At 60.7% G+C, this 13,559-nt stretch carries 13 protein-coding genes; 5 read left to right on the forward strand and 8 right to left on the reverse strand.

The window, feature by feature from the left end; all coding sequences use genetic code 11:
* Positions 1 to 137 precede the first annotated feature (137 nt).
* Positions 138 to 1,916 (forward strand): acyl-CoA dehydrogenase C-terminal domain-containing protein, encoded by a 1,779-nt coding sequence (locus tag LCH64_RS18695; protein ID WP_201136416.1) that lies wholly within the window; start codon positions 138 to 140, stop codon positions 1,914 to 1,916.
* Between the two features lie 227 nt (positions 1,917 to 2,143).
* Here the strand turns inward: LCH64_RS18695 and LCH64_RS18700 are convergent, their stop codons facing one another.
* Positions 2,144 to 3,073 carry a LysR family transcriptional regulator gene (locus LCH64_RS18700; protein ID WP_226500966.1) on the reverse strand — a complete coding sequence of 310 codons (930 nt, stop codon included), beginning with the start codon at positions 3,071 to 3,073 and terminating at the stop codon, positions 2,144 to 2,146.
* Between the two features lie 169 nt (positions 3,074 to 3,242).
* On the opposite strand from LCH64_RS18700, the gene LCH64_RS18705 reads away from it, so the two are divergent.
* The 4 genes from LCH64_RS18705 (at position 3,243) to LCH64_RS18720 (ending at position 5,699) form a co-directional block, all read left to right on the forward strand.
* Positions 3,243 to 4,526 carry an aminotransferase class III-fold pyridoxal phosphate-dependent enzyme gene (locus LCH64_RS18705; protein WP_226500967.1) on the forward strand — a complete coding sequence of 428 codons (1,284 nt, stop codon included), beginning with the start codon at positions 3,243 to 3,245 and terminating at the stop codon, positions 4,524 to 4,526.
* 235 nt (positions 4,527 to 4,761) lie between these two features.
* Positions 4,762 to 5,118 (forward strand): type II toxin-antitoxin system RelE/ParE family toxin, encoded by a 357-nt coding sequence (locus LCH64_RS18710; RefSeq protein WP_226500968.1) that lies wholly within the window; start codon positions 4,762 to 4,764, stop codon positions 5,116 to 5,118.
* Entirely contained in the window at positions 5,111 to 5,431 is a 321-nt protein-coding gene (locus LCH64_RS18715; protein ID WP_003228888.1) for a DNA-binding transcriptional regulator, read from the forward strand. Before LCH64_RS18710 ends, LCH64_RS18715 begins: the two co-directional genes overlap by 8 nt.
* A gap of 109 nt (positions 5,432 to 5,540) precedes the next feature.
* Entirely contained in the window at positions 5,541 to 5,699 is a 159-nt protein-coding gene (locus LCH64_RS18720) for a YqaE/Pmp3 family membrane protein (RefSeq protein ID WP_003228885.1), read from the forward strand.
* Between the two features lie 133 nt (positions 5,700 to 5,832).
* On the opposite strand, the gene LCH64_RS18725 is transcribed toward LCH64_RS18720, so the two are convergent.
* The 7 genes from LCH64_RS18725 to pqqF form a co-directional block, all read right to left on the reverse strand.
* A complete protein-coding gene (locus LCH64_RS18725; RefSeq protein ID WP_226500969.1) occupies positions 5,833 to 7,644 on the reverse strand; it encodes a S9 family peptidase in 1,812 nt (603 codons plus the stop codon).
* The gene (gene pqqE / locus LCH64_RS18730) at positions 7,610 to 8,782 is read right to left on the reverse strand and encodes a pyrroloquinoline quinone biosynthesis protein PqqE (protein WP_226500970.1); all 1,173 of its coding nucleotides are present in this window, start codon (positions 8,780 to 8,782) and stop codon (positions 7,610 to 7,612) included. Before pqqE ends, LCH64_RS18725 begins: the two co-directional genes overlap by 35 nt.
* The gene (pqqD, locus tag LCH64_RS18735) at positions 8,754 to 9,029 is read right to left on the reverse strand and encodes a pyrroloquinoline quinone biosynthesis peptide chaperone PqqD (RefSeq protein ID WP_003228880.1); all 276 of its coding nucleotides are present in this window, start codon (positions 9,027 to 9,029) and stop codon (positions 8,754 to 8,756) included. Before pqqD ends, pqqE begins: the two co-directional genes overlap by 29 nt.
* Positions 9,026 to 9,778 carry a pyrroloquinoline-quinone synthase PqqC gene (pqqC, locus tag LCH64_RS18740; RefSeq protein ID WP_003228879.1) on the reverse strand — a complete coding sequence of 251 codons (753 nt, stop codon included), beginning with the start codon at positions 9,776 to 9,778 and terminating at the stop codon, positions 9,026 to 9,028. The genes pqqD and pqqC overlap by 4 nt, the downstream gene beginning before the upstream one ends.
* Before the next feature lie 137 nt (positions 9,779 to 9,915).
* Complete coding sequence (gene pqqB, locus LCH64_RS18745) at positions 9,916 to 10,827, reverse strand: pyrroloquinoline quinone biosynthesis protein PqqB (RefSeq protein WP_103520389.1); 912 nt, start codon at positions 10,825 to 10,827, stop codon at positions 9,916 to 9,918.
* 81 nt (positions 10,828 to 10,908) lie between these two features.
* On the reverse strand, positions 10,909 to 10,983 hold the full coding sequence (pqqA, locus tag LCH64_RS18750) for a pyrroloquinoline quinone precursor peptide PqqA (RefSeq protein WP_003422658.1): 75 nt from the start codon (positions 10,981 to 10,983) through the stop codon (positions 10,909 to 10,911).
* Positions 10,984 to 11,141: 158 nt separating this feature from the next.
* On the reverse strand, positions 11,142 to 13,559 hold the full coding sequence (gene pqqF, locus LCH64_RS18755; protein ID WP_226500971.1) for a pyrroloquinoline quinone biosynthesis protein PqqF: 2,418 nt from the start codon (positions 13,557 to 13,559) through the stop codon (positions 11,142 to 11,144).

Raw genomic sequence — 13,559 nt, forward strand, 5'->3', positions numbered from 1 at the left:
TCGCTGAACGCTGGTGACCAAAAATAACAAATCAGTCACCGGTTGACCCTATGTGTCGCAAAAGTTGTTGAGGTACACTCGGCCTCAACGAAAACACTCTTCCACGAATCACCTGTTTAGATCTTGCGAGGTTTGCCATGGCTGACTACAAAGCGCCGCTGCGCGATATGCGCTTCGTCCTCAATGAAGTATTCGAAGTCGCCAAACTCTGGGCCGAACTGCCGGCCTTGGCCGAGACCGTCGATGCAGAAACCGTAGAAGCCATTCTCGAAGAAGCCGGCAAGGTCACCAGCAAAAGCATTGCCCCCCTGAGCCGCGCAGCCGACGAAGAAGGCTGCCACTGGAAGGACGGCGCCGTCAGCACTCCGGCCGGTTTCCCACAGGCCTATCAGACTTACGCAGAGGGCGGCTGGGTCGGCGTCGGTGGCGATCCGGCCTACGGCGGCATGGGCATGCCCAAGGCTGTCTCGGCGCAGGTCGAAGAAATGGTCAACTCCGCCAGCCTGTCGTTCGGTCTGTACCCGATGCTGACCGCCGGCGCCTGCCTGTCGATCAACGCCCACGCCAGCGAGGAGCTGAAGGCCGCGTACCTGCCGAACATGTACGCCGGCGTCTGGGCCGGTTCCATGTGCCTGACCGAGCCGCACGCCGGCACCGACCTGGGGATCATTCGCACCAAGGCCGAACCGCAGGCCGACGGTTCCTACAAGGTCAGCGGCACCAAGATCTTCATCACCGGCGGTGAGCACGACCTGACCGAGAACATCATTCACCTGGTGCTGGCGAAACTGCCGGACGCCCCGGCCGGCCCGAAAGGCATTTCGCTGTTCCTGGTACCGAAGTTCATGGTCAATGCCGATGGCAGCCTGGGCGCGCGCAACCCGGCGAACTGCGGTTCGATCGAGCACAAGATGGGCATCCAGGCGTCCGCGACCTGCGTGATGAACTTCGACGAAGCCGTGGGTTATCTGGTCGGCGAGCCGAACAAGGGCTTGGCGGCGATGTTCACCATGATGAACTACGAGCGTCTGGGCGTCGGCATTCAAGGCCTGGCCAGCGGCGAGCGCTCTTATCAGAACGCCGTCGAATATGCGCGTGATCGTCTGCAGAGCCGTTCGCCGACCGGCGCGCAGAACAAGGACAAGGTTGCCGACCCGATCATCGTCCACCCGGACGTGCGTCGCATGCTGCTGACCATGAAAGCCTCGAACGAGGGCGGTCGCGCCTTCTCCACCTACGTGGCGATGCAACTCGACACCGCCAAGTTCAGCGAAGACGCGACCACCCGCAAGCGCGCAGAAGACCTGGTCGCGTTGCTGACTCCGGTGGCCAAGGCATTCCTCACGGACCTGGGCCTGGAAACCACCGTGCACGGCCAGCAGATTTTCGGCGGCCACGGCTACATCCGCGAGTGGGGTCAGGAGCAACTGGTGCGTGACGTGCGCATCACCCAGATCTACGAAGGCACCAACGGCATTCAGGCGCTGGACCTGGTCGGGCGCAAGATCGTCGGCAGCGGCGGCGCGTTCTACAAGCTGTTCGCTGACGAGATCCGCCACTTCACCGCGACTGCCAGCGCTGACCTCGGCGAATTCACCAAGCCGCTGAACGATGCCGTCAGCACCCTTGATGAACTGACTGCGTGGCTGCTGGATCGGGCGAAAACCAATCCGAACGAAATCGGCGCGGCCTCGGTCGAATATTTGCAAGCGTTTGGCTACACCGCTTATGCCTACATGTGGGCACTGATGGCGAAAGCCGCGCTGGGTAAAGAAGCCCAAGACGATTTCTACGCCAGCAAGCTGGGCACCGCGCGCTTCTATTTCGCCCGTCTGCTGCCGCGTATCCACTCACTGAGTGCATCGGTGAAGGCTGGCAGCGAGTCGTTGTTCCTGCTGAACGCTGAACAGTTTTGATGATGTAACGTCATGTAAGCATTCTCTTACATGACGTGCTGCTGTTCTCCCATAGGCGTGGATTGGATCCACAGCTAATCTACAACTCATGGACGTCGCGCAGGAAGCGCAAAGCAACAACACGGACACGTAGGATTCTGCCAGGGTGGCGGAGTGAAATGGATGTCAGGGAAACAGTCTGCAAAGCCCCGCTTCGGCGGGGTTTTCTTTTGCCTGCAGAAAAGTTTTCAGGCCAGCGGATCCAGTGGCGGAGCAGCTTTATGCGGTTTGTCCTCACGCTGAATCACCTCTTCCAGCAACGTACGCAGCAACGCCAAAGACGCCTGCTGGCGCTGCACGTCTCGGCATACCAGCCCAACCTTCAGCGGCACCCGTGGTTCGCTCAACGGTTTCCACAGCAGATCCTGTTCGTCGTATTCCCTCTGTGAGCGCCCGGGCAACACCGTCGCCAGTTTGGTGTGCGGCAGACTGTCGAGAATCCCCAGCATATTGTTCAGCTCGGCCTGTACTTGCGGGCGCCGCCCCAGGCTGGTCAGCTGCGCCTGCCAGATCTGCCGGATCTGAAACTCTTCGCCCAGCAGCAACATGGGCAATTCAGCAGCCTGGCGCATCGAGACCTTCTTGAATTCACGCAGCGGGTGATCCGCCGGGATGACCAGCGTCAGTTCGTCTTCGTACAGCAGCACGCCATGCAGCCCTGGTTGGCGCGGCGGCAGGTAGCTGATGCCGATGTCCAGCGAGCCGTTGAGCAAACGGCGCTCGATCTCCAGCCCCGTCAGTTCATAGATCTGCACCACAAGATGCGGCTGCGCCTTGCGCACCCGTTCGAGCATTTGCGGCACGAGGCTGGTGTGCACGGTTTGCAGTACGCCGATCGCCAGCGTGCGCAGGGCCTGTCCCTTGAAGTTGCCCAGCGCTTCCCGCGCCCGCTGCAGACCGTCGAGCAGCGGCAGGGCGTGGTTGTACAGCGTGTGTGCAGCGAGTGTCGGCAACAGACGTTTGCTGCTGCGTTCGAACAGGGTGACGTCGAGGTTCTGTTCGAGCTGGCGAATCTGCTGCGACAGCGCCGGTTGCGAGATCGACAGGCGCTCGGCAGCGCGGCCGACATGGCCCTCTTCGTAGACCGCGACGAAATAACGCAGTTGTTTGAAATCCATAAGTAGCGCTTATCGAAAATGCTGGTAAATCGAAATGGCCCGAAGCCGTCAGTGAGCCTAGTCTAACCGCAATCACAAGGCTTACAGGGCCAGAGAGCGCGATGAATAGCGTTTGCTTCGACAGTGTTTGCATAGGCAGTTCAAAAAACCTCAACCGAGGTTTTTTTCAATGAATCTGTTCAGTTTGCGGCGCCAGGCGCCGAGTCTTGATGACCTCGCTTTCGAGGCCGCTTCACCCCAGGCAGGCGACAGCCTGAATGCCGAGCGCCTGATGCCCAGTGTCGAACGGCCGCAGCAGGTGTTCGTTCGCGGTCAGGGCTCATGGCTGTGGGACAGCAATGACCGCGCCTACCTCGACTTTTCCCAGGCCGGCGGTGCCAATAGCCTCGGCCACAGCCCTTCGGCACTGGTCAAAGCCATCGCCGGCCAGGCCCAGGCGCTGATCAACCCCGGTTTCAATCTGCACAATCGCGGCATGCTCAGCCTTGCCGAGCGCCTGTGCGCCAGCACCTCCAGCGATCAGGCTTACCTGCTCAACAGCGGCAGCGAGGCCTGTGAAGCGGCGATCAAACTGGCGCGCAAATGGGGCCAACTGCATCGTGGCGGCGCCTCGCGGATCATTGTTGCCAGACAAGGCTGTCACGGCCATAGTCTGGCGACGATTTCCGCGTCGGACAGTTGCAACCTGCACAACCGTTTCGCACCCTTGTTGCCGGGTTTCGATCGGGTGCCCTTCAACGATTTGCCGGCGCTGCATGCCGCCGTCGATGCGCAAACCGTGGCGATCATGCTCGAACCGATCCAGAGCGATGCCGGAGTGATTCCGGCCACCGAGCATTACCTCAAAGGCGTCGAGCGCCTGTGCCGAGAATTGGGCATTTTGCTGATCCTCGACGAAGTGCAGACCGGCATCGGGCGCTGCGGCACATTGCTCGCCGAACAGTCCTACGGCGTGCGCGCCGATATCGTTGTGCTCGGCAAAGGCCTCGGCGGTGGTGTTCCTCTGGCGGCGTTATTGGCCCGTGGCAAGGCCTGCTGTTTTGACGCCGGTGAACTGGGCGGCACTCATCACGGCAATGCGCTGATGACAGCGGCCGGTCTGGTGGTGCTTGATAGCGTGCAGGATCGGGTATTTCTCGAGCAGATCAAACACCACGGCCAGCACCTGCGCGAGGGACTCGCGCGACTGGCGCACCGTTACGGACATGGCGAGTTGCGCGGGCAAGGCCTGTTCTGGGGACTGAGCCTGTCAGAGGATTCCGCCGATGCCGTAGTCAAAGCCGCCTTGCATGAAGGCCTGCTGCTCAACGCGCCGCAAGCCAACTGCCTGCGTTTCACCCCGGCACTCACCGTCAGCAAGGCCAACATCGACGAAATGCTCCTGCGCCTGACCCGCGCCTTCTCACGAGTGCGCACCGCGCAACTGCAATGCCGCAAAGGGATTGCCGTCTGAGCTGAAGTTTCCTACCCGATTTCAAGAACCGTCTCGCGGTATAACGCACGCCCCACGCCTGATTCTTTTGGCGTGGGGCGTTTTTTTGTACCCGGGTTTTGCCAAGTGCTTTCTGGCACTTGAGAACTTATCGGACGAATGCTCTTTTAGAAGGTGCCGACAGGGAGTGCGGTGTCACCAAGACTGGCTTTGTAATATGTACCACCAGGTGGTATGTTTTTTGGAAGGGATACCGATGTCATTCAGATTGTTCAAGACCAAAGGCTTTGCGGTACAGGCCAGCAAGGCATGGATCACGGATGAGGAATTACTGGAGGCATTCGCCGAGATGCTCGATGGACAGGCTGACAATCTTGGCGGTGGGGTCTGGAAGAAACGTCTGAATGCCAATCGCCACCGCTCGATTGTTCTGGCGAAGGGCGGTCGTTACTGGATTTATCAAGTGCTGTTCGCCAAGAAGGACCGGAGCAATATCAGTACCGCAGAGCTAAAGGATTTACGCAAATTGGCCAAGGCTTATGCGCAACTGTCGCATGAGCAGCTTCAGGGATTGCTAGCGATGAAGGAGTTTGTGGAGATTTCCCATGAGTAAGAAATACAAAAGTGAAGTTTTTCAGTCGGTACATGAGTCGGCCAAGGCTTTGCTCGCGGTCGGAGCCATCAGCAAGGCGACGATGCGTGAGTTTGACGAGTCCTGCCTGGCGACGGTGCCTGACGCGATCCCGGCGGAACAGATCAAGGCGCTGCGCGAGCGTAATAACGTCAGCCAGCCGGTATTTGCACGCTACTTGAATACCAGTGCATCGACAGTCAAGCAATGGGAGTCGGGAGATAAACATCCCAGCGGAATGGCGCTGAAACTGCTGAGCATCGTGCAGAAGCATGGGCTGCAAATTCTTGCCTGAGCCATCAATTTGGCACTGAGACTTTGATTGGCAGTGAACCCTGAAGAACGGCGCAGGTCGATTAGCTTGTATGGCTCATGTGAGCCAACCCCCATTCAGGAGCTGACCCATGGACTTCATTCGTATCATCATCGCCATTCTGTTGCCGCCACTGGGTGTGTTTCTGCAGGTCGGGTTCGGCGGGGCGTTCTGGCTGAACATTCTGCTGACGCTGTGCGGCTACATTCCCGGGATCGTGCATGCGGTGTATATCATCGCCAAGCGTTGAGTTCAGCGGCATCTGATAGATAGCATTCGCGAGCAGGCTCGCTCCCACAGGGGTTTTGTGAACAACACAGATCCAATGTGGGAGCGAGCCTGCTCGCGAATGGGACGACGCTATTTTGAAAGAGGCGCGGTGCTCAGTCCGTCAACCCCATCACCCGCCGATAAAACTTCCATTCCTGCTCCAGCGCATGCGCCTGGTTCGCCGCCCGGCGGAAGCCATGGCGTTCCTCGGCGTAGTAATGCGCCTCGACCGGGATGCCGTTGTGCTCCAGCGCAGCGACCATGTCGCGCGTCTGTTGCGGCACCACCACCGCATCCAGTTCACCCTGAAAGAAAATCACTGGCACACGGATGTTGCTCGCGTGCAGTAGCGGCGTGCGGGCGGCGTAGCGCTCAGCATCCTGTTCGGGATCGCCGATCAGCCAGTCGAGATAATCACCTTCGAATTTGTGGGTTGCCCGAGCCAGTGCCACCGGGTCGCTGACGCCATAGAGGCTGGCGCCCGCGCGGAACACTTGCTGAAACGCCAGCGCGCACAGCGTGGTGTAACCCCCGGCGCTGCCACCGCGGATAAATGCCCGCTCGCCATCGATCAGACCTTGTTCGGCCAGATACGCCACCACCGCGCAGGCGTCCTCGACATCCACCTCACCCCAACTCAGATGCAACGCCTGACGGTATTCGCGACCATAACCGCTGCTGCCGCGATAGTTGAGGTCGGCGACGGCGAAACCACGCTGCGTCCAGTACTGAATGCGCGGGTCGAGCATCGGGTAGCAGGCCGAGGTCGGGCCGCCGTGGATGAACACCACCAGTGGCGGTCGCGCTTCGTCGTTCATCGCCGGATAAAAGAAGCCGTGAGCCTCACCGCTGCAACTCGGGTAGCGCAAGGTCTGCGGACAGCTGATGCGCTCCGCCGGCAAAGGCGCCACACCGCCGGCCAGCACATTCACTTCGCGGGTAGCGCGATCAATGGCGATCACCGCCGAAGGGCTGATCGGCGAAGCGGCGATGCAGTAGATGAACTGCTGATCCAGCGCCAGATGCCGGAAGCGGCTGTAGTCGCCAGTAAAGTCCTCGCCGTCGAGCGCCAGACGACCAAAACCGCCTTCGCTCCAGCTCGCCAGAAACGAATCGCCCACCGGCAACCAGGTGCAGCCACCCATTTGCCACGGGGCGGGCGCATGATCGGCCTCGGCACAGGGCAGTCGATGCAAACCGTCGGACGTTTCGCCCCACGGCTGCCAGAAACCGTCGCGATCAGTCAGGCACAACAAGCGTCCTTTCACGTCGAACCGCGGTTGCTGGATCGACTCTTCAAGGTCAGCCCCCGCCACGCAACGCGGTGCGCCAAAGCCACCCTCAGCCAGACGCTCGGCCACCATCAATCGCGTGGAGGTCCACGGCTGATGCGGCCGACTCCACTCGATCCACGCCAACCGCGAACCGTCCAGGCTGATCACCGGCGCTGCATAAAAATCTGCACCTTCAGCCAGCAAATGCCGTGTGCCGTCGGCCAGATCGATTGCTAACAGTCGATGCTGGTCGCGCAGCTCCTCAACCGCCAGCACCTGGCCGAAAGCAAAATGCAGATCGCCATAACGACACTCGCCAGACGTGAGCGCTTCAGGCGCGCCATCCAGCACTTGCCGATACAACTGCTGATCCGCCTCATTGACGAAAACCACTCCGTCCGGCGTCAGACAAAACGCGCCACCGCCATATTCGTACACCCGGCTACGCACACTGAAACCGTCCGGCGTCAGACATTTCGCCACGCCGTCGCGCCACTGCCAGATCCGGCACGCGGCGTCTTGCGGGCGATATTCATTCCAGAACAAACCGTGGGCGCCGAGTTGCAGCTCGGCGAAATCCATGCCGGCGGCGACGGCTTGGGCGGCGCTGAAAGGCTCAGCCCTTGGCGATGAGGCGTGAGTTTCGTTCATTACGGAAGGCCAGTTGTTCGATGGTCTGGGTGGCGGTCTCGGCTTCTTCGCGGGCCTTGAGAATCACGCCGTGATGTTCGGACTTGCTGCACACCGGGTCGGCATTGCTCGCGTCCCCCGTGAGCATGAACGCCTGACAGCGGCAGCCGCCGAAATCCTGTTCCTTCTCGTCGCACGAGCGGCACGGCTCGGGCATCCAGTCGTAACCGCGAAAGCGGTTGAAGCCAAACGAGTCGTACCAGATGTGCTGCATGCTGTGGTCGCGCACGTTGGGAAATTGTACCGGCAGCTGTCGGGCGCCATGACAGGGCAGGGCAGTGCCGTCCGGAGTAACCGTCAGAAAGATGCTGCCCCAGCCGTTCATGCAGGCTTTCGGGCGTTCTTCGTAGTAGTCCGGGGTGACGAATATCAGCTTGCACGGATGCCCTTCGGCTTCCAGTTTGGCGCGGTATTCGTTGGTGATGCGTTCGGCACGCACCAGTTGTTCCTTGGTCGGTAACAGGCCGACACGGTTGAGCTGCGCCCAGCCGTAGAACTGGCAGGTGGCGAGTTCGACGAAGTCTGCTTCGAGCGCAATACACAGCTCGATGATACGGTCGATCTTGTCGATGTTGTGCCGGTGGGTGACGAAGTTCAGCACCATCGGATAGCCGTGGGCCTTCACCGCCCGGGCCATTTCCAGCTTCTGCGCGAAGGCCTTTTTCGAGCCGGCGAGCAGGTTGTTTACCTGTTCGTCACTGGCCTGGAAACTGATCTGGATGTGATCGAGACCAGCCCTCTTGAAGTCACTGATCTTCTGCTCGGTCAGACCGATGCCGGAAGTGATCAGATTGGTGTAGAAACCCAACTGCCGCGCTTCACGGATCAGCTCGGCGAGGTCCTGACGCACCAGCGGTTCGCCACCGGAAAAGCCCAGTTGCGCCGCGCCCATCTCCCGCGCTTCGCGGAACACCTTGATCCACTGTTCGGTGCTCAGCTCTTTGCCCTGCTGGGCGAAATCCAGCGGATTGGAGCAGTACGGGCATTGCAGCGGGCAGCGGTAGGTCAGCTCGGCGAGCAGCCACAGCGGCAGGCCGACTTCAGGTTTTGGCGGTACTTGCACCGATGCCTCAGGCAAGTTCGATCCAGTGCTGCGCACGGGCAACCTCCATGAATTGCTCGATGTCTTCACCGAGCTCAGGCACGCCGGGGAACTGCTCGTCGAGTTTGGCGATGATCGCCGCGACATCGCGTTCACCGTCGATCAAGCCGCCGATCAGCGCGGCGCTGTCGTTGAGCTTGATCATGCCCTCGGGGTAGAGCAGCACGTGGCCTTTTTGCGCCGGTTCATACTGAAAACGGTAGCCGGGACGCCAGGTCGGGATCTTGCTGCGATCAAAACTCATAGGGTGATTCCTTTGTGCCAGACCCGCTGCTCGGTGACGCTGTGATAGGGCGGGCGGTTCAGTTCGTAAGCCATGCTCATGGCATCGAGCATGCTCCAAAGAATGTCCAGTTTGAACTGGAGAATTTCCAGCATGCGCTCCTGACCCTCGCGGGTCTTGTAGTGCTCGAGCGTGATCGCCAGACCATGCTCGACATCGCGCCGCGCCTGACCGAGGCGGGTGCGGAAATATTCGTAACCGGCCGGGTCGATCCACGGGTAATGCTGCGGCCAGCTGTCGAGGCGCGACTGGTGGATCTGCGGCGCGAACAGTTCGGTCAATGAGCTGCTGGCGGCTTCCTGCCAACTGGCACGGCGGGCGAAGTTGACGTAGGCGTCGACGGCGAAACGCACGCCGGGCAGCACCAGTTCCTGGGAGCGCAGTTGATCCGGGTCGAGGCCGACCGCCTGCCCGAGACGCAGCCAGGCTTCGATCCCGCCGTCCTCACCCGGGGCACCGTCGTGATCGAGCAGGCGTTGAATCCACTCGCGACGGATCTCGCGATCCGGGCAGTTGGCGAGGATCGCCGCGTCTTTCAGGGGGATGTTCACCTGATAGTAGAAGCGGTTGGCGACCCAGCCCTGAATCTGCTCGCGGGTGGCACGGCCCTCGTACATCGCCACGTGATACGGGTGGTAGATGTGGTAATAGGCGCCTTTGGCGCGCAGGGCCGCTTCGAATTCGGTGGGGGACAGCGGGGTGTCGGTCATTGCGGTTCTCCGGGGGAACAACCGTTGGAATTCTGGGTGTCTGTTCGGACGTCTTCGCGAGCAAGCCCGCTCCCACAGGGTTTGTGAACGCCACAGATCCAATGTGGGAGCGGGCTTGCTCGCGAAGAGGCCATCCGCTACAGCACAATACTCATGCCATCGAACGCCACTTCAACATTACGCCGCGCCAGCTCCGCGCGCTCCGGCGAATCCTCATCGAGAATCGGGTTGGTGTTGTTGATGTGGATAAGCACCTTGCGCTGCTCAGGCAACTGCTCCAGCACTTCGAGCATGCCGCCGGGGCCGTTCTGCGCCAGGTGGCCCATCTCGCGACCGGTGCGGGTGCCGACGCCACGGCGCTGCATTTCATCGTCATCCCACATTGTGCCGTCCACCAGCAGGCAATCGCTGCCGGCCATGATCTCCAGCAGCGGCGCGTCGACCTTGCCCAGGCCCGGGGCGTAAAACAGTTTGCCGCCGGTGTTGAGGTCTTCGACGATCAGGCCGATGTTGTCGCCCGGGTGCGGGTCGAAACGGTGCGGCGAATACGGTGGCGCGGCGCTGCGCAACGGCAGCGGGGTGAAGCGCAGGTTAGGGCAGGCAGCGACGGTGAAGCTCTGGTCGAGCTCGATGCGGTTCCAGTTCAGTCCGCCGTTCCAGTGGGTCAGCATCTTGAACAGCGGGAAACCGGTGCTCAGATCTTCGTGAACCATGTCCGTGCACCAGACCTGATGCGGGCAGCCTTCGCGCAGGCTCAGCAGGCCAGTGGTGTGGTCGATCTGGCTGTCCATCAGGATGATCGCGCTGATGCCGGTGTCGCGCAGGGCTCGGCCCGGTTGCATCGGGGCGAAACTTTGCAATTGCGCGCGGATGTCCGGCGAAGCGTTGCACAGCACCCAGTTCACGCCGTCATCGGAAATCGCGATGGACGATTGGGTGCGGGCCTTGGCATTCAGGCTGCCGTCGCGAAAGCCTGCGCAATTGACGCAGTTGCAGTTCCACTGCGGAAATCCGCCACCGGCGGCCGAACCCAGAATCTGGACGAACATGAACGCTCCCATCTTTCAACGCTGAAAATAAAACGCCCCGGCGAGCCGAGGCGTTGCACTGCAAGTCTGCGTAGGCAGAACTCAGCGGCTGGCGAAGTACATGGTGACTTCGAAGCCGATACGCAGGTCGGTGTAAGCCGGTTTTGTCCAGGACATAAGGTGACTCCTCATTGGGTGGGTGGGATAGCGCTATCCATAGGTATAGTCCATGGCCGCGCCGGGATGTTCCAAATAGTTAGGCTGCTATGTTACTCAAAATTTCAGCACGATTGCCCGTGAATCTTTGAGAAAGCTCCTTGCAGCCTTGGTAATGATCATTTTGTCGCTTGCCAAGGTGCGCCGGGTACCGATTCGCTGGCCAGGCACAGCCGGCAGCCCTCGGCGTTGAGCAAGCGCTGCGCTGCCGCCAGCAATGTTGAGCGTTCCAGTTGACCAATGGCTGTGTGCAGTTGCGCCAGATAATCCGACGAGTGGCCGGCGAGCTTGGCCTGCCACAGCAACTCGGCGGCGTCTTTGCCGGACAGATGACTCTCATCGAACTGATCCGCGAGTGACTGGCGTTGCTGTTTGAAGTCCTCTTCATCGAGGTTTTCGATCAGCGCAGGAATGCCCTCGAGGAACTGCTGGATATGCCCAAGCAGTTCAACTGGCGCAGTATTTGGCGACTGCACACCAAACAGCAATCCACTCTGGCCATGCATCTGCCGCAGGGCGCTGAACACCGCGTAGCCCAATTGCAATTCGACCCGCAGACGCTGATAGAACGGGGTCTGGCACAGTTGCGCGAGCAGGCGCCAGGCAGCCTCATCGGCAATCTCGTGGCTGGCGGTCGGGCAGAACAGCAGCAAGGCGTGTTCGCTGGACGCGGTGTCGATGTGGCTCCATAGATGTTGCGTGTTGATCGCAGGCGTTGCCGGCAATTGATTGTCCGGTGTGCCGGGAATGCGGCTCAGGGCCAGGCCCATGGCCGATTGCGTCTGCGCGTTGAGGCCAAGGGCCAGTCCGTCCCAGCGCGAACTTTTCCACAGCTGTCTGGCGTCGTCCGACTCGACGGCCGATGGCAGGCAATGCTCAGGCAATGCCTTGAGCAACTGGCGGATCGGTATCAGCGGTGCTTTCGGCTCTGCGTTGACGGAATCGACGTCAATTCGTGTCAGGCATTTCAGCGCGTGTTCGAGGACACTGGGCATCGGCTCCTGCAGGCCGGTCAGTTTCAGTAGCCACTGCGTACCGGTGGCACTGAACGCCAACTCGACGCCGGCCTGCCGCGCATCTTCCTGCGTTTCCCGCAGACTGCGTTGCAGCTCGGCTTGCAGTTTTACACTGGCCACCGCTTCGGTTTGCCAGCGCAGGTAAATCGCGCCGAGATCACTGTTGTCCGGCAACGCCTGGCTGAATTGCATCGGTGAACGCTCACGCCGCCCGCGGGAGCGATCCTGAGCGAAAGTACGCAAACCACGGTGAGCGCTGGTCTGGCCGCGAATCAGGCCGGCGTTGGCCAGCGGTTCGCTGGAGCGCAGGAAAGGGTTGGCGGCAGGCAGGTGCCAATGGTCGCTGAAGTTATCCACAACACCGAGGTCGCGCAGGATCTGTTTGAGCGCAACGACGCCGCTTTCCGACAGACCGCTTTCGCGTTGTTCACTGTCGAGCCGCGCCAGTGGCAGGGCGCCGCTGATTTGCTGCTGACGCTCAAGCAACTTGATGTACTCCTCGCGCAACGCTGCCCAGTCCTGTTGCGCGGCAAAGAAGCTCAACCAGTCCAGCAGCTGTTCACGAATGGCGCTGAGGGATTCGGCGGGACCGGTGAATTGCAGGTGCAGCAACGCTTGCCCGGCGAACTGATACAGCGGCACGGCTTTCAAACCGTCCGCGAGGCTTTGTTGTTGCAGATGGGCGAGCAGCCCGCCGGGCTTGGCGCTGTTCAGCCAATGGCAGAGAAATGCCAACGCCTCGGCGGATGGATCGGGCAGTGCTTCGAAAACGAACAACAGATTGCTGCTTCGCTCGCCGACCTGTTGATAACTTTTCACCGTCAACGGCAGCGGCGCAGCCTGCTGGACTTTATCCCCAACCGGCAGCGCTGCGGCGAACTGCTGCGCAAGGACGCGCAATTCCTCAACGCTCTGCGGCCCGACCAGGCTCAGCGTCATTTGCCCGGTGCGATAAAACTGCTGATGGAAATCCTTCAGTGCCTGCTGAAACGCTGGTAACTCAACTTTCAGGCTGTCGCGATTCCCCGCATGAAATCCGCGTAGCGGATGTGTGACCGGCAATCCCTCGTACAGCGCCAGTTCCTGCTGAGCCGTCGGATCTTGCGACCACGCGACGAATTCCGCGTCCAGCACTTCCCGTTCGCGCAATTGATCGTGCGGATTCATACGCGGGTGGGTGAGCATGTCTGACAGACGCTCAAGCCCGGCGCTGAAGGCCGAGGTCGGCAATTCGAAGAAGAAGTCGGTGGTGCGTTCACGGGTACTGGCATTCACTTGCCCACCGTGACTTTGCACGTAGGCCATCAGCGCCTGACTCGCAGGAAAACGCTCAGTGCCGAGAAACAGCAGATGCTCAAGGAAATGCGCCAGCCCCGGCCACTCGAGTGGCACATCATGGCTACCGGCCGCCACCCGCAACGCAGCGGCGCTGCGCTTCAAGCCGGGCATCTGACGCAGGGTCACGCGCAAGCCGTTGGCCAGGGTTTCAGTGAGGGGGCGAGGGGGAGTTGGCGCAGGCAT

The organism is Pseudomonas sp. MWU16-30322 (genome assembly GCF_020515535.1).
Taxonomy (GTDB): Bacteria; Pseudomonadota; Gammaproteobacteria; order Pseudomonadales; family Pseudomonadaceae; genus Aquipseudomonas; species Aquipseudomonas fluorescens_H.

Bases quoted from the DNA above. Each gene is read 5' to 3' on its own strand.
- pqqF (WP_226500971.1), bottom strand. From the start codon at position 13,559: ATGCCTGCGCCAACTCCCCCTCGCCCCCTCACTGAAACCCTGGCCAAC.
- LCH64_RS18710 (WP_226500968.1), top strand. From the start codon at position 4,762: ATGTCATTCAGATTGTTCAAGACCAAAGGCTTTGCGGTACAGGCCAGC.
- LCH64_RS18715 (WP_003228888.1), top strand. From the start codon at position 5,111: ATGAGTAAGAAATACAAAAGTGAAGTTTTTCAGTCGGTACATGAGTCG.
- LCH64_RS18700 (WP_226500966.1), bottom strand. From the start codon at position 3,073: ATGGATTTCAAACAACTGCGTTATTTCGTCGCGGTCTACGAAGAGGGC.
- pqqB (WP_103520389.1), bottom strand. From the start codon at position 10,827: ATGTTCGTCCAGATTCTGGGTTCGGCCGCCGGTGGCGGATTTCCGCAG.
- pqqD (WP_003228880.1), bottom strand. From the start codon at position 9,029: ATGAGTTTTGATCGCAGCAAGATCCCGACCTGGCGTCCCGGCTACCGT.
- LCH64_RS18720 (WP_003228885.1), top strand. From the start codon at position 5,541: ATGGACTTCATTCGTATCATCATCGCCATTCTGTTGCCGCCACTGGGT.
- LCH64_RS18725 (WP_226500969.1), bottom strand. From the start codon at position 7,644: ATGAACGAAACTCACGCCTCATCGCCAAGGGCTGAGCCTTTCAGCGCC.
- LCH64_RS18695 (WP_201136416.1), top strand. From the start codon at position 138: ATGGCTGACTACAAAGCGCCGCTGCGCGATATGCGCTTCGTCCTCAAT.
- LCH64_RS18705 (WP_226500967.1), top strand. From the start codon at position 3,243: ATGAATCTGTTCAGTTTGCGGCGCCAGGCGCCGAGTCTTGATGACCTC.
- pqqC (WP_003228879.1), bottom strand. From the start codon at position 9,778: ATGACCGACACCCCGCTGTCCCCCACCGAATTCGAAGCGGCCCTGCGC.